The organism is Nocardia sp. NPDC003183, assembly GCF_053590715.1.
Genome location: NZ_JBSFTG010000004.1, coordinates 450,225 through 473,532, shown reverse-complemented (window position 1 = coordinate 473,532; position 23,308 = coordinate 450,225). Strand labels below are relative to the sequence as shown.

Annotated in this window: 21 protein-coding genes and 1 tRNA gene; 17 read left to right on the top strand and 5 right to left on the bottom strand. The window is 67.0% G+C overall.

Annotation, left to right across the window (positions count from 1 at the left end):
• Positions 1–50 precede the first annotated feature (50 nt).
• Entirely contained in the window at positions 51–878 is an 828-nt protein-coding gene (locus ACWDXS_RS18080; protein ID WP_378637961.1) for an HAD family hydrolase, read from the bottom strand.
• A gap of 86 nt (positions 879–964) precedes the next feature.
• On the opposite strand from ACWDXS_RS18080, the gene ACWDXS_RS18075 reads away from it, so the two are divergent.
• From ACWDXS_RS18075 to ACWDXS_RS18015, 13 genes are all read left to right on the top strand, one after another.
• The gene (locus ACWDXS_RS18075; RefSeq protein ID WP_449966924.1) at positions 965–1,942 is read left to right on the top strand and encodes an ABC transporter permease; all 978 of its coding nucleotides are present in this window, start codon (positions 965–967) and stop codon (positions 1,940–1,942) included.
• Entirely contained in the window at positions 1,939–2,907 is a 969-nt protein-coding gene (locus ACWDXS_RS18070; RefSeq protein WP_378989479.1) for an ABC transporter permease, read from the top strand. Before ACWDXS_RS18075 ends, ACWDXS_RS18070 begins: the two co-directional genes overlap by 4 nt.
• On the top strand, positions 2,904–4,748 hold the full coding sequence (locus ACWDXS_RS18065) for an ABC transporter ATP-binding protein (RefSeq protein WP_449966920.1): 1,845 nt from the start codon (positions 2,904–2,906) through the stop codon (positions 4,746–4,748). The genes ACWDXS_RS18070 and ACWDXS_RS18065 overlap by 4 nt, the downstream gene beginning before the upstream one ends.
• 31 nt (positions 4,749–4,779) lie before the next feature.
• A complete protein-coding gene (locus ACWDXS_RS18060; protein ID WP_449966917.1) occupies positions 4,780–6,474 on the top strand; it encodes an ABC transporter family substrate-binding protein in 1,695 nt (564 codons plus the stop codon).
• Between the two features lie 32 nt (positions 6,475–6,506).
• Complete coding sequence (locus ACWDXS_RS18055) at positions 6,507–8,177, top strand: ABC transporter family substrate-binding protein (protein WP_449966914.1); 1,671 nt, start codon at positions 6,507–6,509, stop codon at positions 8,175–8,177.
• A 36-nt stretch (positions 8,178–8,213) separates the two neighbouring features.
• Positions 8,214–9,890, top strand: a complete 1,677-nt coding sequence (locus tag ACWDXS_RS18050; RefSeq protein ID WP_449966911.1) for an ABC transporter family substrate-binding protein — start codon at positions 8,214–8,216, stop codon at positions 9,888–9,890.
• A gap of 19 nt (positions 9,891–9,909) precedes the next feature.
• Positions 9,910–10,551 carry a hypothetical protein gene (locus ACWDXS_RS18045; protein ID WP_449966908.1) on the top strand — a complete coding sequence of 214 codons (642 nt, stop codon included), beginning with the start codon at positions 9,910–9,912 and terminating at the stop codon, positions 10,549–10,551.
• Between the two features lie 87 nt (positions 10,552–10,638).
• Positions 10,639–11,376, top strand: a complete 738-nt coding sequence (locus tag ACWDXS_RS18040; protein WP_449966905.1) for a FadR/GntR family transcriptional regulator — start codon at positions 10,639–10,641, stop codon at positions 11,374–11,376.
• A gap of 125 nt (positions 11,377–11,501) precedes the next feature.
• Positions 11,502–12,128 (top strand): sterol desaturase family protein, encoded by a 627-nt coding sequence (locus ACWDXS_RS18035; RefSeq protein ID WP_379312214.1) that lies wholly within the window; start codon positions 11,502–11,504, stop codon positions 12,126–12,128.
• A gap of 138 nt (positions 12,129–12,266) precedes the next feature.
• A complete protein-coding gene (locus ACWDXS_RS18030; protein ID WP_449966902.1) occupies positions 12,267–13,682 on the top strand; it encodes an MFS transporter in 1,416 nt (471 codons plus the stop codon).
• A 54-nt stretch (positions 13,683–13,736) separates the two neighbouring features.
• On the top strand, positions 13,737–13,940 hold the full coding sequence (locus tag ACWDXS_RS18025) for a heavy-metal-associated domain-containing protein (RefSeq protein WP_101464960.1): 204 nt from the start codon (positions 13,737–13,739) through the stop codon (positions 13,938–13,940).
• A 19-nt stretch (positions 13,941–13,959) separates the two neighbouring features.
• The gene (locus tag ACWDXS_RS18020) at positions 13,960–14,898 is read left to right on the top strand and encodes a hypothetical protein (protein ID WP_449966898.1); all 939 of its coding nucleotides are present in this window, start codon (positions 13,960–13,962) and stop codon (positions 14,896–14,898) included.
• 62 nt (positions 14,899–14,960) lie between these two features.
• A complete protein-coding gene (locus ACWDXS_RS18015; protein ID WP_449966895.1) occupies positions 14,961–17,216 on the top strand; it encodes a heavy metal translocating P-type ATPase in 2,256 nt (751 codons plus the stop codon).
• Positions 17,217–17,283: 67 nt separating this feature from the next.
• On the opposite strand, the gene ACWDXS_RS18010 is transcribed toward ACWDXS_RS18015, so the two are convergent.
• The gene (locus ACWDXS_RS18010) at positions 17,284–17,895 is read right to left on the bottom strand and encodes a DUF6636 domain-containing protein (RefSeq protein WP_378989466.1); all 612 of its coding nucleotides are present in this window, start codon (positions 17,893–17,895) and stop codon (positions 17,284–17,286) included.
• A 102-nt stretch (positions 17,896–17,997) separates the two neighbouring features.
• Between ACWDXS_RS18010 and ACWDXS_RS18005 the strand changes: the two genes are divergently transcribed.
• Together ACWDXS_RS18005 and ACWDXS_RS18000 are read left to right on the top strand one after the other, a co-directional pair.
• The gene (locus ACWDXS_RS18005; RefSeq protein ID WP_378989465.1) at positions 17,998–18,654 is read left to right on the top strand and encodes a histone deacetylase; all 657 of its coding nucleotides are present in this window, start codon (positions 17,998–18,000) and stop codon (positions 18,652–18,654) included.
• 63 nt (positions 18,655–18,717) lie between these two features.
• Positions 18,718–20,148 carry a lipase maturation factor family protein gene (locus tag ACWDXS_RS18000; RefSeq protein WP_449966890.1) on the top strand — a complete coding sequence of 477 codons (1,431 nt, stop codon included), beginning with the start codon at positions 18,718–18,720 and terminating at the stop codon, positions 20,146–20,148.
• A gap of 34 nt (positions 20,149–20,182) precedes the next feature.
• On the opposite strand, the gene ACWDXS_RS17995 is transcribed toward ACWDXS_RS18000, so the two are convergent.
• Positions 20,183–20,254 (bottom strand) — tRNA-Gly (locus ACWDXS_RS17995).
• A gap of 227 nt (positions 20,255–20,481) precedes the next feature.
• Between ACWDXS_RS17995 and ACWDXS_RS17990 the strand changes: the two genes are divergently transcribed.
• Positions 20,482–20,904: a hypothetical protein gene (locus tag ACWDXS_RS17990; RefSeq protein ID WP_378637916.1), complete on the top strand. Its 423-nt coding sequence runs from the start codon at positions 20,482–20,484 to the stop codon at positions 20,902–20,904.
• Between the two features lie 43 nt (positions 20,905–20,947).
• On the opposite strand, the gene ACWDXS_RS17985 is transcribed toward ACWDXS_RS17990, so the two are convergent.
• A complete protein-coding gene (locus ACWDXS_RS17985; RefSeq protein ID WP_449966887.1) occupies positions 20,948–21,829 on the bottom strand; it encodes an SDR family oxidoreductase in 882 nt (293 codons plus the stop codon).
• 85 nt (positions 21,830–21,914) lie between these two features.
• Between ACWDXS_RS17985 and ACWDXS_RS17980 the strand changes: the two genes are divergently transcribed.
• Positions 21,915–22,706: a helix-turn-helix domain-containing protein gene (locus tag ACWDXS_RS17980; RefSeq protein WP_449966884.1), complete on the top strand. Its 792-nt coding sequence runs from the start codon at positions 21,915–21,917 to the stop codon at positions 22,704–22,706.
• Between the two features lie 67 nt (positions 22,707–22,773).
• On the opposite strand, the gene ACWDXS_RS17975 is transcribed toward ACWDXS_RS17980, so the two are convergent.
• Positions 22,774–23,295 (bottom strand): OsmC family protein, encoded by a 522-nt coding sequence (locus ACWDXS_RS17975; protein ID WP_449966881.1) that lies wholly within the window; start codon positions 23,293–23,295, stop codon positions 22,774–22,776.
• Positions 23,296–23,308 lie beyond the last annotated feature (13 nt).

The following is a 23,308-nucleotide window of genomic DNA, read 5'->3' as shown; positions in this document are numbered from 1 at the left end:
GCACCGGCCGTTTTATTGGAGCGCTGGCGCGCTCGAGCGGGGCCGCTCGGCTAGCGCCACCAGCGTTCGAGGACCATCGCCACACCGTGGTCGATATTGCTGCCGGTCACCTCGTCGGCCGCGGCCCGGGCCTCGGGGTGGGCATTGCCCATCGCGACGCCGTGCCCGGCCATCGCCAGCATCGGGACATCGTTGGGCATGTCGCCGAAGGCGACGATCGACGAGTGTTCGGCGCCGATCCGGCGCGCGACCTCGGCCAGCCCGGACGCCTTCGTCACCTGCGGCACCGCCAGCTCGATCAGCCCGCTCTCGGTGGAGTAGGTGATCTCGGCGCGGTCGCCGATCAGCGGGGCCAGCGCCGCGCGCATGTCGGAGCTGCGGGCCGAACTGAGCCGGATGAGCATTTTGATCGCGGGTGAGTCGATCACCTCGGCGTGTGAGACGACGGTGTCGTCGGGGTTGAGCCAGGCGTGTTCGTATGTCGGTGAGCTGACGAACTGCGGGGTCACGGCGTCGTGCGCGCTGGCCCCGACCCGCTCGGTGGCCAGGCCGCAACCCGGCAGCGCGTGCTCGGCGATGTCGGCCAGCCAGCTCAGGGTCTCGACGTCGAGGGTGTGGCTCGACAGCACCCGATCGGTGGCGCTGTCGTAGATGACCGCGCCGTTTCCGCAGATGGCGAGCGGTGCGTACCCGAGCTCACTGACGACCGGGTCGATCCAGCGCGGCGGGCGGCCGGTGGCGAGCACGAAGGTGGCGCCGTCGGCGACGAGGGCCCCGACGGCCGCCTTGGTGCGCGCCGAGATCTTGTCGGAATCGTCGATCAGGGTGCCGTCGACGTCGCTGGCCACCAGCAGCGGTTTCGGGTGCAGGTGCGTCATCCCATCTATCCTGCCGCACGTCGCCACGCGGGGACGCCGGACTGTCCCTATGATCAGGGCCTGATTACCCGATCCAGAGGGGACTGATGACCGGCTTCTTGTTGCGGCGCACACTCAACTACGTTGTGCTCCTTCTGCTGGCATCATTTCTGACGTTCAGCCTCGCATCACTCACGTTCAACCCGCTCGAGAGCCTCGAGCAGCGCAACCCACGCCCGCCGCAGTCGGTGATCGACGCGAAGGCCGACCAGCTGCATCTCGACGAGCCGATCCCCCAGCGCTATCTCACCTGGCTCGGCGGCGTCGTGCAAGGGGATTTCGGGACCACCCTGTCCGGGCAGCCGGTGAGCGAGGAACTGGGCAGGCGGGTGGCGGTGAGTCTGCGGCTGCTGATTCTCGGTTCCGTCATCGGCACCGTGCTCGGCGTGCTGATCGGTGCGGCGGGGGCGATCCGGCAGTACAAGTTCAGCGACTATTTCTCGACGGTGCTGTCACTGCTGATCATCTCGACACCGATCTTCTTGCTGGCGACACTGCTGAAATACGGTGCGCTGCAGATCAATACGATGACCGGTTCACAGATCTTCCTCTACACCGGCGAGACGTCGGCCACTCAGGTCAACGGTTTCTGGAACGAAATGGTCGACCGCGCACAACATCTGGTGCTGCCGACCCTGGCGCTGGCGCTCTACGGCATGGCCGGCTATAGCCGTTACCAGCGCAACGCCATGCTCGACGTACTGCAGAGCGACTTCATCCGAACAGCGAGAGCCAAAGGCCTCAGCCGTAATCGCGCCCTGTACAAGCACGGCCTGCGCACCGCGCTGATTCCGATGGCCACCCTGTTCGCCTACAGCCTCGGCGGCCTGATCACCGGCGCCACCTTCGTCGAGAAGATCTTCGGCTGGCACGGTGTCGGCGAATGGCTGGTCGATTCGATCAACGCCCAGGACCTGTACGTCGTGGTGACGGTGACGGCGTTCGCCGGCCTGGTGGTGCTGGTGTCGGGCCTGCTCTCCGATGTCGTCCTTGCCCTGCTCGACCCGAGGGTGCGTGTCTCATGACCGAAACCGAACTCATCGCCGTCGGCGCACCCGAGGTCGCCGCCGCCGGGCGTCGCAAACTGGTGTGGCGCCGTTTCCTGCGCAACAAGCCCGCTGTGGTCGGCGCGGTGGTCCTGGTGGTGCTGCTGGTCGCCAGTTTCGCGCTGCCGCCACTGCTGCCGTGGGACTACCAGCAGATGGACTACAAGGCGCTGCTGAAACCGCCGAGCCTCGAGCACCCGTTCGGCACCACGCAGATCGGTCAGGACGTGCTCGCCCAGACCATGCGCGGCCTGCAGAAGTCACTGATCATCGGCTTCTGTGTGGCGATCTGTTCCAGCGTCATCGCCGCGACAGCGGGTGCGGTGGCCGGGCTGCTCGGCGGTTGGACCGACCGCGCGATCATGTGGTTCGTCGATCTGCTGCTGGTGGTGCCCAGTTTCATCATCATCGCGCTGTTCGCGCCGCGCACCAAGGGATCCGGATCGATCGCGATCCTGATCGTGCTGCTGAGCGTCTTCGGCTGGATGATCGCCGCCCGCATCGTCCGCGGCCTCACCTTGAGTCTGCGTGACCGCGAATTCGTCCGCGCCGCGCGGTATATGGGCGCACCGACTCGCACGGTGATCCTCAGTCACATCATCCCGAACATCGCCTCGATCCTGATCATCGACACCACACTGGCCGTCGGCGCCGCGATCGGCGCCGAAACCGGTTTGAGCTTCCTGGGTTTCGGTGTGCAGCCGCCGGACGTCTCGCTGGGTTCACTCATCGCGGCGGGAACCAAATCGGCGCTCACCTATCCGTGGCTGTTCCTGTTCGCCGGTGGCCTGCTGATCACGATCGTGTTGTCCGCCAACCTGGTCGGCGACGGCCTGCGTGACGCGTTCGACCCCGGTGCCCGCGGCGCGCGCAAGTCGCGCAAGGAGGTCGCCGAGCACAAGGACCAGGCGCAGGTGGAGTTGAAGAAAGCCGAGAAGCGATGACCGCGTCGACCGCACCCCTGCTCGAGGTCACCGACCTGCGGGTCTCGTTCCCCGGCGAGGAAGGCCGCGTCGAGGCGGTGCGCGGGGTGAACTACACCGTCGCCGACGGCGAGGTGCTCGCCATCGTCGGCGAGTCCGGTTCGGGCAAGTCGGTGTCCTCGCTCGCGGTGATCGGCCTGCTGCCCGACCAGGCACGGGTGCAGGGATCGGTGCGCCTGCGCGGCCGCGAACTGCTGGGCCTTGGCGACAAGCAGATGTCGAAGCTGCGCGGTTCCTCGATCAGCATGGTCTTCCAGGATCCGCTCTCCGCGCTGACACCGGTGTATCGGATCGGTGATCAGATCGCGGAAGCCCTGCTCGCGCACGGCGAGATGAGCCGCAAGGAGGCAGGCGAGCGGGCCGTCGAGCTGCTCGAACTCGTCGGCATCACCGATGCCAGGGCCCGTTCCAGGGCGTTCCCGCACGAGTTCTCCGGCGGTATGCGACAGCGCGTGGTGATCGCCATGGCCATCGCCAACGATCCCGCGCTGATCATCTGCGACGAACCGACCACCGCGCTCGACGTGACGGTGCAGGCCCAGATCCTCGCGCTGCTGCGCAAGGCGCGCGATATCACCGGCGCGGGCGTCATCATGATCACCCACGACATGGGCATCGCGGCCACCGTCGCCGACCGGGTCGCGGTGATGTACGCGGGCAAGGTCGTCGAAACCGCACCGGTCGCAGAACTTTTCGCGGCGCCGCGCATGCCGTACACCGTCGGCCTGCTCGGGTCCATCCCGCGCATGGACGGCCCGCCGCGCACCCCGCTGATTCCCATCCTCGGCGCCCCGCCCGCCATGCACGCCCTGCCGCCCGGTTGCTCGTTCGCGCCACGGTGCCCGGTCTCGATCGGCGACTGCACCGCCGCCGAACCTCCGCTGGAGAAGGTGAGCCCCGGTCACTCGGTCGCCTGCATCCGCACCGCCGAGGTCGGCACGCACCAGCTCTTCGAGGCCTACCGCAAGGAGATCCCGGCCCCGGCGCACCCCGACCGCACCGACGACGACGTGGTCCTGCGCGTCACCGACCTGGTGAAAACCTTCCCCCTCACCTCCGGGGTGCTGCTGCGCCGCCGCACCGGCGAGGTCCGCGCGGTCGACGGCATCAGCTTCGCCGTGCGCGCGGGCCGCACCCTGGCGCTGGTCGGCGAATCCGGTTCGGGCAAGTCGACCACCCTGTCGCAGATCATGGACCTGGTGCCCCCGCAGTCGGGCAGCATCGAGGTGCTCGGCAACGACGTCGCCACCCTCACCAAGGCGCGCACCCGCGAGATCCGCCGGAGGATGCAGATCGTCTTCCAGGACCCCAGCTCGTCGCTGGACCCGCGCCTGCCGATCTTCGACGTTCTGGCCGAGCCGCTGCGCATCGACGGCCGGTCGCGCGACGAGGTCAACCGGCGGGTGCCGGAGTTGCTGCGGCAGGTCGGGTTGCGTCCCGAGCACGCCGATCGCTATCCCTCGGACTTCTCCGGCGGCCAGAAGCAGCGCATCAGCATCGCCCGCGCGCTGGCCCTCGACACCCAGCTGCTGGTCCTCGACGAGCCCGTCTCGTCGCTGGACGTGTCGATCCAGGCCGGCGTCCTCAACCTGCTGCGCGACCTCCAGGCCGAGCACGGACTGTCCTACCTGTTCGTCTCCCACGACCTGTCGGTGGTGCGCAACCTCGCCCACGACATCGCGGTGATGCTGCAGGGCAAGATCGTCGAATCCGGTCCGGCCGAGCAGATCTTCGCCGATCCGCAGCACGAATACACGCGCTCGCTCATCGCGGCCGTACCGGAACCCGTCGTCAGCGGCTGAGAACGTCGGTCCAGCCCAAAGAGGAGGCGCCATGAGAACCCGTCGAATGCAAGCAGGCCGCAGGGCCCGATTGCGATGTGCTGCCGTGGTGGTGGCGGCCGGGATGATCGTGGCGGGTTGTGGGAGTGGCGACGAGTCCGCGACCGGGCTGAGCGATGCGATCGGGTCCACCAGCGACGTCAATCCCAAGGGTGTCGATGAACTGCGCGAGGGCGGCAACCTGCGCTTGGCGACCACCGACTACCCCGCCAACTGGAACATCCTGTCCAATGACGGCAACAACGGCGAGATCGGCTACATCGTGCGCGCGATGCTGCCGCGGTCCTTCGAGATCGACGCGGCCGGTCAACTCAGCATAGATACCGATTTCTTCACCGATATCCAGTTGACCAGCACCGATCCGATGCAGGTGACGTATTCGATCAATCCGAAGGCGGTCTGGTCGGACGGTTCGCCGATCACCTGGGAGGATCTGGCCGCGCAGGCGCACGCGCTGAGCGGGCGCGACAAGAGCTATCTGATCGCGATCACCAACGGTTTCGAATTCGTCGACAAGGTGGAGCGAGGTGCCGACGACCAGCAGGCGGTCCTTACCTTCAGCAAGCCCTACGCCGACTGGCGCGGCCAGTTCTCCGGCAACTCCGCCCTCTACCCGAAGTCGGTGACCAGCACGCCAGAGGCGTTCAACACCAGCCTCGCCGAGGCGATCACGCTCACCGCCGGGCCGTTCACAGTCAGCGCCACCGACCGTGGCCAGGGCCGAATCACTTTGGGCCGCAACCCCAAATGGTGGGGCGACAAACCCGTTCTCGACACCATCACCTACAGCGTGCTCGACGCGACGTCGTGGGTCCAGGCGTTGCAGAACAACGAGATCGACCTCATTCGCCTGACCACCCTCGACGACGTGAAAACGGTGCGCGGCACCGAAGGGCTCGTGGTGCGCCGCGCCCCCGGTAATCGCTGGCGCCACATCACTTTCAACGGCGCGCCCGGATCGATTCTGGCTGAAGAGGGTGTGCGCGTGGCTATCTCGAAGGCCATCGATCGTCAGGGGATCGTCAACGCGATGCAGAACGGGCTGGTCGAGGACCCGAAACCGCTGAACAACCACATCTTCCTCCAGGGCCAAAAGGGCTACCAGGACAACAGTCTCGGCTTCGATCCCGCCGCCGCGGCTCAGCAACTCGACGACCTCGGCTGGAAACTCAACGGTGGAGTACGCGAGAAGGACGGCCGCAAACTGGTCATCCGCGACGTCATGTACAACGACCCCACCTGGGTCCAGATCGCCCAGATCATCCAGCAGAACCTGGCTGCCATCGGCGTTCAGCTGAACATCGACACCAAGCCCGCCGCCGGTCTTTTCACCGACGTCATCCAGCCCGGCGACTTCGACGCCGCCCAGTACGTCTACGAGGGCGACCCCTTCCCACTGAGCAGCATCCGCCAGATCTACTACTACGACCCCAACGACCTCCAGTCCAACTACGGGCGCATCGGCTCCCCCGAACTCAACGCCCTCATCGAGCAAACCCTCACCGAACTGGACCCCCAGAAGTCCATCGCCCTCGCGAACCAGGTCGACCGCCAGGTATTCGAAGAAGGCCACTCCCTCCCCCTGATGCAGTCCGACGGCAGCTTCGGCGCCCGCACCACCCTCGCCAACATCGGCTCCCCCGGGTTGGCAACGTACGACTACACGAAGATCGGCTTCGTCAAGTAAACCTCCGCCACGCGCGGACAGGAAGGACCTCCATGCGAATTCGCTCGCTCGGTACCCAATTTGCAATTCCATGCGTGGCGGTCGGGCTGATCCTGTCTGGCTGTTCCTCCGATAACGGCGTCACACCGGGCACCTCCACCATCGGCAGCACCAACGACATCAACGCCCACGATGTGGCGGACCTACGCGATGGTGGCAATCTGCGGCTGGTGTTGAGCTCATTCCCGGAGTCGTTCAACTATCTGCAGATCGACGGCGGCACCGATAGCACCGGCGACGTGATCGAACCGACGTTGCCGGTGGCGTACACCAGCAATGCCGCCGGAGAGCTTGCGATCAATCATGACTACTTCACCGATATCCAGCTCACCGGCACCAACCCTCAGCAGGTGACCTACACGATCAACCCGAAGGCGGTGTGGACCGACGGCACGCCGATCACCTGGGAGGACATGCGTTCGCAGGCGGCGGCGCTGAGTGGACGTGACACGACGTATCTGATGACAGCCACCAGCGGATTCGAGAGGGTGGAGAAAGTCGAGCGTGGTGTCGACGACCGGCAGGCAGTCGTCACCTTCTCCCAGCCCTATGCCGAATGGCAAGGTCAGTTCAGTCCGCTGTATCCGAAGGCAACCACCGAGTCTGCCGCCGCGTTCAACGACCGTGATCGCAACGGGCTCGCGGTGAGCGCGGGCCCGTTCCAGATCAGTGCGATCGATCGCGGGCAGAACCGAATCACGCTGACCCGCAACCCAGCATGGTGGGGTGCCACCCCCAAGCTCGACACCATCACTTTCAGTGTGCTCGACAGTTCGGCATGGCTGCCCGCAATCCAGAACAACGAACTCGACATCGCCTATATGTCGGGCATCGAGAATGTCACCGGCGCGAAGCAGGCGGCCGGGGTAGTGCTGAGGCGCACGCCGGAGCCCAGCTGGTCGCACATCACGTTCAACGGCGCGCCGGGGTCGCTGCTCGAGGATCCGCAGGTGCGGATCGCGATTTCGAAGGCGATCGATCGGCAGGGCATCGTCAACGCCTCCCAGAATGGCGTCGTCGAAGATCCGAAGCCGCTCAACAACCACATCTTCATGAAGGGCCAGAAGGGGTATCAGGACAATTCGGGTCCCATCTCTTTCGACCCGGCCGCCGCGGCCAAAATGCTCGACGACCTGGGTTGGAAGCTGAACGGCGATGTGCGAGAGAAAGACGGCCGCCGTCTTGAAATCCGCGATGTGATGTACCAGCAGGACGCTTGGGTCCAAACCGCTCAGATCGTGCAGCAGAATCTGGCCCAAATCGGGGTGAAGCTGAACATCCAGACCGTCCCGGGCAGTGGACTTTTCAAGGACGTTATCGACCCTGGCAATTTCGAGCTGGCGCAATTCAGTTGGGGCGGTAGTTACCTCCCGCTGGGTGCATTGCCGCAGATCTACGCCTATGACCCGAACAACTTGCAGTCCAACAAGGCTCGGATCGGCTCACCGGAACTCAACGCGCTGATCGACCGCACCATCGCCGAACTCGACCCAGAGAAGGCGCGCGAGCTGGCGAACCAATGCGATCAGATGATCTTCGAAGAGGGCTATTCGATTCCACTGCACCAGGCTTCGGGTACGTACGCGGCACGGGCTGACCTCGCCAACTACGGCGCGTTCGGCCTTGCGACGGCCGATTACACCAAGGTCGGCTTCGTTAAATAACCGTACTCGTCAGCAATTTCTGGAGAGGAGCGAACCATGCGGATTCGTTCAATGACCACCCGACTGGCAATACCCCTGGTCATCGTCAGTTTGATCGCTGCCGGGTGTGCCTCGGGCGACGATGTCGTGTCCGACGGCGACGCCGCGCTCGGCACCACCAATGACATCAATCCTAAGGACGTCAGCGAACTTCGTGACGGCGGCAATCTTCGACTGGCGCTGACCTCGCTGCCGGAGAACTGGAATGGCCTGCACACCGACGGCAATACCGGGGGAACCGGCTCGATACTGCGTCCGGTGATGCCGCGTGCGTTCAAAACCGACGCAGCAGCGAACCTCTCGGTCAACACCGACTACTTCACCGATATCGCGTTGACCAACACCGAGCCACAGCAGGTCACCTACACGATCAATCCGAAGGCGGTCTGGTCCGACGGCACGCCGATTACCTGGGAGGATATTCGGTCCCAGGCTGCGGCACTCAGTGGTGCGGACAAGGCGTATCTCGTTGCCCTCAACTATGGCTTCGATCGGGTCGAGAAGGTCGAACGCGGTGTCGATGACAAGCAGGCCGTCATCACTTTCAAGAAGCACTACGCGGAGTGGCGCGGACAACTCGCGGGCAACTCGTTCCTCTACCCGAAGTCTGTCACCTCGAGCGCCGACGCGTTCAACAACAGCCAGGTCGAGGCTCTGACGCTGTCGTCCGGCCCGTTCGTCATCCAGTCCGTCGACCGCGGACAGGGCCGGGTCACCCTCGGCCGCAATCCCCGATGGTGGGGTGACACCCCGAAACTCGACACCATTACCTTCAGCGTGCTCGATAGTTCCGCGTTCACGCCCGCACTCCTGAACAACGAGATCGACGCGGTAGGAATCGCCAGTCGCGACGATTTGAAGTCGGTCAGCAGTACGCCCGGTATCGCGATCCGCCGAGCGCCCGGCAACGGTTGGGGTCACTTCACCTTCAACGGTGCTCCCGGTTCTGTCTTGGCCGACCAGGGTGTCCGTGTTGCGATCTCGAAGGCGATCGACCGGCAGGGTATCGCCACCGCCATCCAGAACGGGCTCGTCCGTGACCCCAAACCGCTGAACAATCACGTCTACCTGCAGGGCCAGGATGGATACCAGGACAACAGCATCGGGTATGACCCGGCGGCCGCCGCGCAAGAGCTGGATGCCCTCGGTTGGAAGCTCAACGGGGATGTGCGCGAAAAGGACGGCCGGAAGCTCGAGATCCGCGACGTGATGTACAACGACCCGACCAACATTCAGACCGCACAGATCATCCAGCAGAACCTCGCGCAAATCGGCGTAAAATTGACCATCGAGACAAAGGCGGGCGCCGGCCTGTTCCCCGATGTCCTCAAGCCGGGCAATTTCGATGTGGGACAGTGGTTCTATGCTGGCGACGCCTTCCCGCTCAGCAGCCTGACGCAGATCTACGGCTTGTACCCGGATGACATCCAGGGCAATTACGGCCGCATCGGCTCTCCCGAAATCAACGCCCTCATCGAGCAGACCGTCTCTGAGCTCGATCCGGTCAAGGCTAAGGAGCTGGCCAACCAGATCGATCGAAAGGTATTCGAGGAGGGGCATTCCCTGCCGCTCATGCAATCCGCAGGCAATCTCGGAGTTCGGGACAACCTGGCCAACTTCGGAGCGGCAGGCCTCGCTTCCTACGACTACACCAAGATCGGCTTCGTGAAGTGAGCACGGAAGTCTTCCTGAAGTGAGCGACGGCCCGGCGCGCACACTCACCTATCCGCTGCTCGTCACGAGCGGCACCCTCGCGGTGATCGCCGTGTGGGTGCCGTTCGCGGATGTCGATCAGCTGAGTGCGCTCGCCGTGGTCGCTCTCGCCGTACTCGCCTATACCGCGTATCAAGGCGGACTTGCCTTCGGGGTTTTCCCGAGCGGGCTCGTTGCGGCAGGGGCTGTGCGCGGTAGGCGGGTTCGGCAGCAGTATCGGCTGGTCAGCCGGTCGTGGCTGGAGATCAGCAGTGGTGATCGGATGGTGTGGCAGCCGGTGTTCTATGAGCCGGCGCTGTCGACGCTCACTCCGGCCGAGCTGGAGCTGACCGCCCGATCCATCCGCGCGGGGGACACGCGATTCTTCCCCTCGGGGCGTGTGCGCACCACCGAGCCGGCGGGCAATCTCGTGGACAATCCCTCCCGCCCTATCGATCCGCCCACGTTCGGGATCGCCCGCCGTCTGGTCCTCGATATTCAGCAGGCGGTCGGCGCTCCCCTCGTCGGCCTGCTGTGGGTCTATGTCATGAACGGCGGAATCGGCGCGTTCGTCGCCACCACGACGGTCGCCGCCGCCACCTTCACCTGGCTTTCCGCCATCCGGGGTTCCGACCCCAGCTAGACCACCAGGTAGCTTTGCCACCCTTCTTTCGTGATCCAACTGGTCTGGCCACTTGACCTCTTACCTCCAATGGCGCATCATCGAGGTATGGCATGGACTCCCGTGGTGAAGCGCTCGGTTTCCGGTGATGTGTTCGAACAGATCGCCGCCGAAGTGCTGGGCGGGGAATTGGCGGCGGGAAGCACGCTGCCGAGTGAGCGGCAGCTGGCCGAGGCGCTGGGGGTGTCGCGGCCCGCGGTGCGGGAGGCGTTGCAGCGGTTGGCCGCGGCGGGGCTGGTGGCCGTTCGGCAAGGCGAGGCGACGACCGTGCTCGACTATCGGCGCAGCGCCGGACTGGAAGTGCTTCCGCGACTGCTGCTTCGGGGTGATTCGATCGATCCCGCGGTCGCTCGCAGCATTCTCGAGGCGCGGCTGCACAACGGGCCGAAGATCGCCGAGCTGGCCGCCGCGCGGGTTCGATCGCGCGGTGCGGACGATTCGCGCGTCGCGAGCGACCTCGGCCTGTTGGGCGAATCCGTCGATTCCCTTGTCGCCGAATCGGATCCACTCACCCAGCAACGGATCGCCCTCGAATTCTGGGACCACATCCTCGACCTCGCCGATTCGATCGCCTTCCGGCTGATGTATTCCATGCTGCGCGCCGCTTACGAACCCGCCTTGGCCGCGCTGGCGCCGATCATGTCCGCCGAGGTGGGCAATGGCGTCGCCTATCGAGACCTGGCCGCCGCGATCGCCGCGGGCGAGCCGGAACGGGCCGCCGACACCGCTCGAGCACTGCTCGGGCCGGCGACCACCGCCCTGATCCATGCCCTCGACGGGGCATGATCCACCCGAGGAATGACATGACCGATCACCGTCCGACAACGACGTCGCACGACTCCGAAGAATCCCGTGCGACCGAAACCCGCCGAACTCCTGACCGAGGCTCGCCACGGTCGATCCGGCGCAGCATGCCCCTGAGCGAGGCGGCCCGCGAATTCCTCCGGCATCCGTCACCCTGGATGATCGCCGCGGTCTTCGTGGTCGCGGCCGGTACCCGCATCGCCATCGGCGACTGGCAGCTCACCGATGCCCTTGTCCCCGTGGTGATTCTGGCCGCGTTCCCGCTCATCGAGTGGATCATCCACGTCACCGTGCTGCACTGGCGTCCACGGCATCTCGGCCCGCTGACTCTCGACAGCGAGCTGGCCCGCAAACACCGCGAGCACCACGTCGACCCGCGTGACATCCCGCTGATCTTCATCCCGCCGAAGTCGCTGCTGCTCACGATCGTCGCCCTGGTCGCGATCGCCCTACTGGCCTTCCCCCGCACCGGCCTCGGCCTCACCTTCCTGCTCACCATCACCACACTCGGCCTGCTCTACGAGTGGACGCACTACCTGATCCACACCGACTACAAGCCGAAACGTGCCCTGTACCGGGCTATTTGGCGTAACCACCGCCACCACCACTACAAGAACGAGCACTACTGGTTCACCGTGACCACTTCCGGCACCGCCGACCGCCTCCTCGGCACCGCCCCCGACCCGGCCACGACACCGACCTCCCCCACGGCGCGCAACCTCCACGCCGGCTAAATCCCAGGGCACACCTCGGGGCAGCACTCAGACCCGGCTCGCACCATCACGCGAGCCGGGTTTTTGCTTGACACATTAATACCCTAGGGGGGTATGGTACCGAGCACGGGACACACCCCGCTCGAAAGGACGAAAGTCGTGACTACGCAATCGCAATCCACCCGGAAGTGGTGGGCGCTGGCGGTGATCGCCGCCGCGCAGTTCATGGTCATCATGGACACCTCGATCATCGGGATCGCGCTGCCCAAGATGCAGGCCGAACTCGGATTCACGCCGGGCAATCTGACGTGGGTGTTCAACGCCTACGTGGTGGCGTTCGGCGGTCTGCTGCTGCTCGGCGGCAGGCTCTCCGACCTACTCGGCGCTCGCCGGGTATTCGCCGCGGGCTGGGTGGTGCTCGGCGTCGGCTCCGTCATCGCCGGTGCCGCGGGCACTGTCGGCGTCGAGCTGGCCGGTCGGGCGATCCAAGGTGGTGGTGCGGCGCTGATCGCGCCTTCCGCGCTCACGCTGCTGATGATGCTGTTCGGAGGCTCGCCCCAGGAGCTCACCAAGGCGCTCGCCGTGTATGGCGCGGCCGCGCCCGCCGGTGGCACCGCGGGCGTGTTCCTCGGCGGTGTGATCACCGAATACATCAGCTGGCCTTGGGTTTTCTACATCAACATTCCGATCGCCGTGCTGGCGCTGATCGCCGTGCCGCTGCTGATGCCCGCCGCTCCGGCGCGCAAGGGGTCCATCGATATCGCCGGATCCGTCACTGTGACAGCCGGTTTGGCGGCCGCGGTGTACGCGATCGTGCAGGCGCCGGAGGTCGGTTGGGCTTCGGGCGAGACCTGGGGTGTGCTGGCACTGGCCGCCGCGCTGCTGGCCGGCTTCGTCGCCATCCAGTCCCGGCGCAGCGAGCCGCTCATGCGGCTGAGCATCTTCCGCGCACCGAACCTGGCCGCCGCCAACTTCGCCCAGTTCGCGATGGCCGCCGCGTGGGTGCCGATGTGGTTCTTCCTCAACCTGTACCTGCAGCAGGTGCTCGGGTACAGCGCGTTCCCGTCGGGTGCGGCACTACTGCCGATGACCACGCTGATCATGCTCGGCATGGTGGTGCTCGCCCCGAAGGCGATGCAGCGTTTCGGCGCCAAGCCGATGATCGTCACCGGTCTGATCGTGCTCGGTCTCGGCCTCGGGGTGATGTCGCTGGTGCGGCCGACCGGAAACTTCTGGATCGACGTGCTGCCCGCCTCGCTGATAGCGGCGGGGGGTATGTCGCTGGCCTTCATTCCCTCGCTCGGCACCGCTATCTCGGCGGCACGACCAGAGGAAGGTGGGCTGGCCTCGGGCATCGTCAACGTCAGCTACCAGGTGGGTTCGGCGCTCGGACTGGCCGCGATGACGGCGGTGGCCGCCGCGTTCGGCGCGAGCGAGCTGGGAGATACCTCGGCACTGACCGACGGCTATTCCGCGGCCTTCCTGGGGGCGGGCGTGCTCGCCCTGGCAGGGGCGGGCATCACCGCGGCGACCATGCGGACCCCGGCCGCCGACAAGGCCGGCGCGACCGTTTGACAAAATACCCTAGGGGGGTATGGTAATGATCGAGAGCGAAACGAGGAGAGTTCCATGAGCACCACCACCGTCACCGTCACCGGTATGACCTGCGGCTGCTGCGTCAACAAGGTCCGCGACAAGGTCGGCGCCCTACCCGGCGTCACCGGCGTCGATGTCGACCTGGCCGCGGGCTCGGTAACCATCGACGGCACCGAGCCCGAACGCACCGCCCTCGCCGACGCCGTAGCCGCGGCCGGCTTCCAGCTCGCAGACTGAACGGATACGGAGCATCCCGATGAACGCAACAGGCAAGTTCGCCGGATTCACCCTCGGCCTCGCGGCGGTCTTCGGGATCGCTCTGGCCGCAGGCGCCCTGGTCGGTCCGCAACCTTCCGAACCGGCCGGGCACGGCGAGCACTCGACCGCGGCGGCACCGTCCGCCGATCTCCCCGGCGGGCTGCTCGCCACCGACCAGGGCTACACGCTGGCCTTGGACAAGCCGAACACCACCACCGCACCGCAGTCGCCGACAAGTTTTCGTATCCTCGACGCGAACGGCGCACCGGTGACGAAGTACGTGAACAGCCACGACAAGGACCTGCACCTGATCGTGGTCCGACGCGACATGGCGGGCTTCCAGCACGTCCACCCGGTCCTCGACCCGGCCGGAACCTGGACAGTTCCGCTGAACCTCAGCCGGGGCGGCGACTACCGCGTCTACGCCGACTTCACCCCCGAGGGTGGGTCGAACCTGACGCTCGGCGCCGATCTGCGCGTCGCGGGCACCTACGACGTGCAGGCACTGCCCGCCCCCGCCGCCACCGCGCAGGTCGGTGAGTACACGGTCGCGCTGAACGGCACGGTCGCCCCCGGCACCGCGTCGAAGGTGACGCTCTCGGTCAGCCGCAACGGCACCCCGGTCACCGACCTGCAGCCCTACCTCGGGGCCTACGGTCACCTGGTGGCCCTGCGCGCCGCCGACCTCGCCTACCTGCACGTTCATCCCGAGGGCGCGCCCGGCGACGGAGTCACCCCCGCCGGACCCGGCATCGACTTCATCGTGAACGCGCCGAGCGCCGGCGACTATCGCCTGTTCCTCGACTTCCAGCACCAGGGCGTGGTATGCACCGCCGAGTTCACGGTGCGGGTCGCCACGCCGAACGCCACCGGTGCGAGCAACCCCGCCCCGACCAGCGCGCCCGCCGACCACGGCACCCCCGGCCACGGCCACTGACCCCACCTGTTTCACCCGTGATCGCTCAGCAAGAATTGCTATCAGGAACGAAGGAGCACCCCATGACCGCCGTGACACACCCACCGGGCACCGGCCAGGTAGAACTGGTGATCGGTGGCATGACCTGCGCTTCCTGCGCGAACCGGATCGAGAAGAAGCTCAACAAGCTCGACGGGGTCACCGCCACGGTCAACTACGCGACCGAGAAGGCACGCGTCGACTTCACCGGTGACGTCTCCCCCGAGGCGCTGATCGCCACCGTCGAGCAGGCCGGCTACACCGCGGCACTCCCCGCGCCGAAGAAGCCCGAGACCGACGAAACGCCGGTCGCCGACGCGGACCCGACGGCTTCGCTGCGCACCCGGCTGATCGTGTCGGCGCTGCTCACCGTGCCGGTGACCGCGATGGCGATGATCCCGGCGCTGCAGTTCACCAACTGGCAGTGGCTCTCGCTCACGCTGGCCGCACCGGTCGTGATCTGGGGCGCGCTGCCCTTCCACAAAGCCGCGTGGACCAACCTGAAGCACGGCACCGCCACCATGGACACCCTGGTGTCGATGGGTACGCTCGCGGCCTTCGGCTGGTCGCTGTACGCGCTGTTCTGGGGCACGGCGGGCACGCCGGGCATGAAACACCCGTTCGAGTTCACCATCGCGCGGATGGACGGCACCGGCAGCATCTACCTCGAAGCCGCGGCGGGCGTGACCACGTTCATCCTGGCCGGGCGGTATTTCGAGGCACGATCGAAGCGACGGGCGGGCGCGGCGCTGAGGGCCCTGCTCGAGCTCGGCGCGAAGGATGTCGCGGTTCTTCGCGGCGGCGTCGAGACGCGAATTCCGGTGGAACAGCTGGCCGTCGGTGACGAGTTCGTCGTGCGGCCGGGTGAGAAGATCGCCACCGACGGTGTGATCACCGAGGGGACGTCGGCGGTCGACGCGTCCATGCTCACCGGTGAGTCGGTGCCGGTGGAGGTCGGCGTCGACGATGGCGTCACCGGCGCCACCGTGAACGTCGGTGGACGACTCGTCGTGCGCGCCAACAGGATCGGCGCCGACACCCAGCTCGCCCAGATGGCACAGCTCGTCGAGGACGCGCAGACCGGCAAGGCACAGGCACAGCGGCTGGCCGACCGGATCTCCGGCATCTTCGTCCCGATCGTCATCGCGCTCGCCGTCGCCACCCTCGGATTCTGGCTCGGCACCGGCGGAGCCATCGCCGCCGCCTTCACGGCGGGCGTGGCGGTACTGATCATCGCCTGCCCCTGCGCCCTCGGCCTGGCCACCCCAACGGCGCTCATGGTCGGCACCGGCCGCGGCGCGCAGCTGGGCATCCTGATCAAGGGACCCGAAGTGCTCGAATCCACCCGCAAGGTCGACACCATCGTGCTGGACAAGACCGGCACCGTCACCACCGGCAAGATGACGCTGCTCGACGTGATCCCCGCCGAGGGCGAACTCGGCAGCAAGGTGCTGGAACTCGCTGGTGCGCTGGAGGATTCGTCGGAACACCCGATCGCGCAGGCCATCGCCAAGGGCGCACGCGACGAGTTCGGCACCCTGCTGCCGGTGGAGGGTTTCGCCAATGTCGAAGGCCTCGGTGTGCAGGGCGTGGTCGACGGTCACGCGGTGATCGTCGGCCGGGCGCGACTGCTGGCCGACTGGTCACAACCGCTGCCCGAGACGCTGGAAACCGCGCTGGCGGAAGCGGAATCGGCAGGCAAGACCGCGGTCGCGATCGGCTGGGACGGCAGCGCGCGCGGCGTGCTGGTTGTCGCCGACGCGGTGAAGCCGAGCTCGGCGCAGGCCATCGCGCAGTTCCGCGAGCTCGGGCTGACACCGATCCTGCTCACCGGTGACAACGCCCGCGCGGCCCGCACCATCGGCGACGAAGTGGGCATCGACGAGGTCATCGCCGAGGTGCTGCCGCAGGACAAGGTCGACACCGTCAAGCGGCTGCAGGCCGAGGGCAAGGTCGTCGCCATGGTCGGTGACGGCGTCAACGACGCGGCCGCCCTGGCCCAGGCCGACCTGGGCCTGTCGATGGGCACCGGCACCGACGTCGCCATCGAGGCCAGCGACCTCACCCTCGTCCGCGGCGATCTGCGCGCCGCAGCCGACGCGATCCGCCTGTCGCGGCGCACCCTGGCCACGATCAAGGGCAACCTGTTCTGGGCCTTCGCCTACAACGTGGCCGCGATTCCCCTGGCCATGGCGGGCCTGCTCAACCCGATGCTGGCCGGCGCCGCGATGGCGTTCAGCTCGGTCTTCGTGGTGAGCAACAGCCTGCGCCTGCGCCGGTTCAAGTCGACCGCGCAGTAGACCGTCGGCAAGAGGCGAGGTCCGTAAATCTACGGACCTCGCCTCTGTTTCTGTCCGGTGATCGGAGTCAGAACAGGTACTGCTGATCTGCCGAGATGAAGAAGCCGTGACCGCCGGCGTCACAGCGGACGCCCTGTTGGGTGGAGGTGCAGGCGGCGCCGCGGACGATGATGGTGTCGCCGTAGTTCAGGGTTTTTCCGCCGCCCTTGGTGGTGCCGTCCACCGGCTCGCCGACGAAGAAGCCCTGGTTGGTGCACAAGAATTCCGCTGTGCCGCCGTAGATATGGGCGGCGACCTTGCGGGCCGGGGAGTTGTCGCAGGTGGGGAGTTCGGGCGGGATCACGTGTGTGTCGGCCAGCTGGCAGCCGACACCGAGGGTGCCCTCTTCGACGAAGCCGCACAGGATGTTGCCGGTGGGCGACTGGAAGTAGAAGTTGTTGCGCTGCTGGTAGTCGCGGGCGTCGACGGTGGCGTCGTCGCGGGTGGGCAGGTCGGCCGGACTCGGGCCGGTGCCGGGCGCGGTGGGTGGCTCGTTGGAGGCAGGCGCGACGGTCGAAGCGTTGCCCTGATCCGCGGGCTGGGTGGTCACCGGAAGGCGCGATGGCGTGGACGCACCGTCACACGCGGCGAGCCCACCGGCGAGCACCGCCAGCGCGGCCACCGTGATTACTGATCTCATGATCTCTCCCCTCGATGTCCGACCCCATTCGAAGGAAGAATCGACAGCAGAAGCGGATTCGTTTCCTGCGCTCATGAACCGTGACCCACCCGAGGTGAGCCCGTGACGACAGCTCAGCACGTCTGGTACGCCGCGTACGGCTCCAACATGCACGCGCGGCGGTTCGCCTACTACCGCGAAGGCGGCACCCCGCCCGGAACCGACCACACCTATCCGGGGTTCCGTGACCGGTCCGCACCGGCCGCCGTCGCACCGCTCGACCTACCGGGAAGTCTGTATTTCGCCTGGCAGAGCCCCGTGTGGACCGGCGGGGTCGGGTTCTATGCCGCGCGCCCGGCGGCGGGCAGGCCGGTCGGCGCGGCGGCACGGGGGTACTTGCTGACCGTCGGTCAGTTCGGTGACCTGCTGGCGCAGGAGATGTATCGAAGTCCGGCGATCGACTTCGATCCGGCGCCGGTCCTCGCCGACGGTGCGGTGCGGCTCGGGCCGGGTCGGTACGAGACGGTGGTGCACGCGGGGACGCACGACGGGATTCCCGTCCTCACCTTCACCTCACCGTGGGATCCGGAAACCGTGGCCCTGCGACGGCCCTCGGCCCGATATCTGACGATGATCGGCGCCGGGCTGCGCGAATCACACGGCTGGGATCTGGATCGCATCGTCGACTATCTGCGGGTGTGGCCCGGCATCGCCGGGCACTGGACCGAGCCCGACCTGCGCGGCGCGCTGGTCAGCGGCACCGGACTCGAGCGGCCCTAGATTTTCGTCGCGCCGATCGCGGGTACTCCCCTGGTGCGGGCGTCGACCACCGGGAGCACACGCATGGAGTGGTTCACGGCACCGGAGTACTGGCAGGGCAGGCTGATCTTCCAGCGTGGCCTGGCGGTGATCTACGCCCTCGCCTTCCTGACGGCGGCACTACAGTTCCGCGCGCTCCTCGGTGAGCGCGGGATGCTGCCCATCCCGCGATACCTGGCCCGGACGCCGTTCCGCCGGTCACCCAGCCTGTTCCAGCTGCACTACTCCGATCGGTTCTATGCCGGCATCGCCTGGTTCGGTGCGGTGCTCGCGATGGCGGTCGCGCTCGGTGTCGCCGATCTGGTGCCGCTGTGGGCGGCCATGGCGTTGTGGTTGCTGCTGTGGGCGCTGTATCTGTCGATCGTCAACGTGGGGCAGACCTGGTACTCGTTCGGCTGGGAATCGCTGCTGCTCGAGGCGGGGTTCCTGGCGATCTTCCTCGGCAACGACACCGTCGCGCCGCCGCTGCTGGTGTTGTTCGCCGCGCGCTGGCTGCTGTTCCGGGTGGAGTTCGGGGCCGGGCTGATCAAGATGCGCGGCGATCGGTGCTGGCGGGACCTGACCTGCCTGTACTACCACCACGAGACCCAGCCGATGCCCGGTCCGCTGAGCTGGTTCTTCCACCATCTGCCCCGGCCACTGCACCGGGTGGAGGTCGCCGCCAATCATGCCGCGCAGCTGATCGTGCCGTTCGGGCTGTTCGCGCCGCAGCCGGTGGCGAGCGTCGCGGCGGGCATCATCATCGTCACGCAGTCGTGGCTGGTGCTCTCCGGCAATTTCGCCTGGCTCAACTGGGTGACTCTGCTGCTGGCAACCACCGCGGTCAGCGCGTACCCGGTACTGCCGGACGCGCCGCCGGTGGCCGACCCGCCCGGATGGTTCCTCGGCGCCGTCGTCGCCTTCGTCGCGATGGTCGTGGTGCTGAGCTTCTGGCCGGTGCGCAACCTCCTCTCCGCACAGCAGGCGATGAACGCCTCGTTCGACCCGTTGCACCTGGTCAACACCTATGGAGCGTTCGGCAGCATCACCCGGGTCCGCCAGGAGATCGTGCTCGAGGGCACCGACGCCACCCACCTCACGCCGGACACGGTGTGGCACGAATACGAGTTCAAGGGCAAACCGGGCGACCCCCGGTACCGTCCGCGCCAGTGGGCGCCCTATCACCTGCGGCTGGACTGGTTGATGTGGTTCGCCGCGCTGTCGCCGGCCTACGCGCGATCGTGGGCACTGCCGTTGGCGATCCGGCTGCTCGACAACGACCCCGATACCCTGCGCCTGCTGCGGCGCTGCCCCTTCCCCGACGCACCGCCGCACTACGTGCGCGCCCGGCTGTACGAGTACCACTTCAGTACGCCCGCCGAACTGTTCCGCGAACGGATCTGGTGGCGCCGAACCCTGATCGGCGAGTTCCTGCCTGCGCTGCGTCACCCACGCCTCGACCGGCACCGGGAATGAGAAAAGCCCGGCACGATGGCCGGGCTGTTCGTTGAGCGGATGACGAGATTCGAACTCGCGACCCTCACCTTGGCAAGGTGATGCGCTACCACTGCGCCACATCCGCGTGCCCTCCGAAACCGATCCGGCGAGCGCCGGTGACTTCGTCGTGCGAGTACGAACTTTAGCGCGAAACTCCCGAACTACGAAATCCGGGCTCACTCATCACCCGGGGCGGCGGTGAGACCCCGCATCGGCGGGCGTCGTTAAGCAGGTCACAAGGATGCGGAAAAGGCTGCGGGGGAAGGTTTTTCGCAGGCGGTCGTGACCGCGGGAATCATGGGAGGAACGACTGTGAAGTCTCTGGGGATGATCGCGGCGGGCGTCGCGATGACGGCGCTGACCGTGTTGGGGGCCGGACCGGCGCACGCCGACTTCACCGACCCGGTGGAGTACACCGACAGTGGGGAGAACGTGGAGGACGAAGGGTTCGGGGAGTACGCGGTCAACCGTTCCGACCCGAACTCGTGCCTGGTGGTGCAGAACCACACCGGCGGGCAGGTGACGGTCCGGTTGAACTACCCGACCAGTGGCGGAAAGTGGCTGTTCAACCACGATCAGGTCGGTGTGCTGATGCGCAACGGCAAGGTGGTCACCTCACCGTCCGGGAATTGGAATGTGCGGACGAACCCGCCGATCAGGTTCAACTGGGTCTACGACGGCAACATGAACACCCGCAGGGGTTGCAACGGGTCGTGGGTGCTGACCATGAACTGAGCGGCAGGGTCCGGTGCGCCGCCACGCACCGGACCCTGCCCGGTCAGCTCGGCTTCAACGCGCCGCCTGCGACGACGGGGGCGAAGGCGGCGCGGTGGTCGGCGGCCCAGGCGGCGTAGCCGCGGGGTGGTCTGCCGAGGACGCGTTCGATGTCGTCGGTGACGAGCTCGTTGTGGCCGCCGCGGATGAAGGACTGGCCGATCAGTGAGCCTTCCACGAAAGCGGGCGGAAGACCCGCGGCGACCATGAACGCGCGGGCATCGGCTTCGGCGATGTCGGTGACGGCGATCGGGCGGTCGAGAACCCGCGCGAGAACGGCGGCCTGGTCGCGGCCCGTGTGCAGGTCGGGGCCGGTCAGGGTGTAGATACGGCCGTGGTGGTCGTTCGAGCGCAGCGCCGCTGCGGCGACCGCCGAGACATCGCGTGGGTCGACCACGGCCTGCCTGCCGTCGCCGGTGAGGTTCGGGACGGGGTGACCGTTGCTGAGGGGTTCGATCCAGCTGAACGTGTTCGACGCGAAAGTATTGGGGCGCAGAATCGTCCACTGCAAGCCGGAGTCGCGCACGGCCTGCTCCCCTGGCACATGCCAGGAACCCGGCACGCCGAGACGTGGGTCGCCGGTACCGACCGCGGACAGCTTCACCACTCGCCGCACACCGGCCTTTCGCGCGGCAGCCACCAGTTCGGCATCGGTGCCGGTGCTGTCCGGGCCGGGAATCCCGACGAGGAACGCGGCCGCTACGCCCGTCATGGCGGGTCCGAACGTCGCCGGGTCGCGGTAGTCCACCCGCACCACCTCCACCCCGGCGGGGAACCCTGCCCGCTCCGGGTCGCGGGTCGCCGCCCGGACGGCGACGCCCTCGGCTGCCAGCTGTCGCACGATGTCGCTTCCGATGGTGCCTGTCGCACCGGTGATCAGGATCATGGAACGAGCATGGCCGCCGCGCTGCCTGCGAAGATAGGAGAAATCGGCACGGACATCCCGGCCCGCGCCGCCTACAGTCGACCAGGTGGAGTATCTGACCTCGGCGCACATCGAGACGCCCGTGACGACACCGGAATCGTTGCGCCCGTGGCTCACCGAACTCACCAGCACGCCACTGTTCGACGACCTCGCTCAGCCGTTCGCGCATCCGCCCGTCGCGACCACCACGGTCGTCCTGCGCACCGAAAAGTCCGGTCGCGGTAGCGCGTTCGTCGTCGGCGCGCAGACGAAGGCGTCCTACTCGACACCCGAGGAGCCCGCCGGATGCGTGCGGCTGCGCCTGGAACCGGGCGTGACCCGCCAGCTGCTCGGCGTGACCGCGGGCGAACTCACCGACCGCGTCTTTCGTCTCGACGAATTGCCGGGTCCGCTGGGCGGTTTCGCGACGCAACTGACGGGCGTGCCCGCCGCACACGCGATAACCCACCTGGAAGACCTACTGCCGCACACTATCTCGGAATCGGATACCGATCGGGCGCACCGGATCGTGCTGCGCGAGGCGATCTCGGCGCTCACCGCCGACAACGCCCCCGCACTCTCCGAACTCACCGCGCGCCTCGCTGTCAGCGAGCGCCAGCTGCGCAACCTGTTCACCATGGGAATCGGCCTGTCCCCCAAGCATTTCGCTCGTATTCAACGCCTGCGGCGGGTCCTCTCCTACGCGGGCGACACCCCCTGGTCACACCTCGCGGCGAGTACCGGCTACTACGACCAGTCCCACCTCACCACCGACTTCCGCACCCTCATGGGCGTCCCACCCGCCGCCTACCTTCGCGGCAAGCTACCGGCACCGACCCGCTGCCGGATTCCGCGCTGAGTCCGCCTCGGCAGGCATCCGCCACATCGCACGCGACAGCCACGCGAGCCGAACGGCACAGTAGCGATCACGGCGCCGGAGCGCTCACCACCCGGACAGTCGGCGGATTCCGCAAGCTCTGACCGACCACGCAGTAGCGCTCGGTGAGTTCGCCGAGCTTGACCAGGGCGGCGTCGTCGACAGCAGCCGAGGTGGTGACGGTGATCGTCACGGCGATCGGCGAAACCCCGACCTCCACGGTTCGATCGATGCCCAGGGTGCCGGCGGCGTCGAAGGACCCCGCTGCCTCGACCTCGGCGCCGGTGATGGGCAGGCCCATCGCGGTGGCGACGCTGCGGCAGGTCACCCCGGCGCAGGCCGCCACCGCCTCCAGCAGCATGTCGCCCGAGCAGGCGTCGGCGCCGTCACCGCCGGTGGCACGGTGCAGGCCGGCGCGGACCGGGCCGGCGAAGGTCCGCACCGTGCAGGTGATGCCGGGGTCGGCGAACGAACCGGCGCCGCGCAGGGCGGTGACCGCGGCGGCCGGGTCGTCCCGGTAGCGCTGTTTCACCGGAGCTTGCAGGGCCTTCAACTCCGCCGCGGTGGTCATCTCCCGAGCGTAA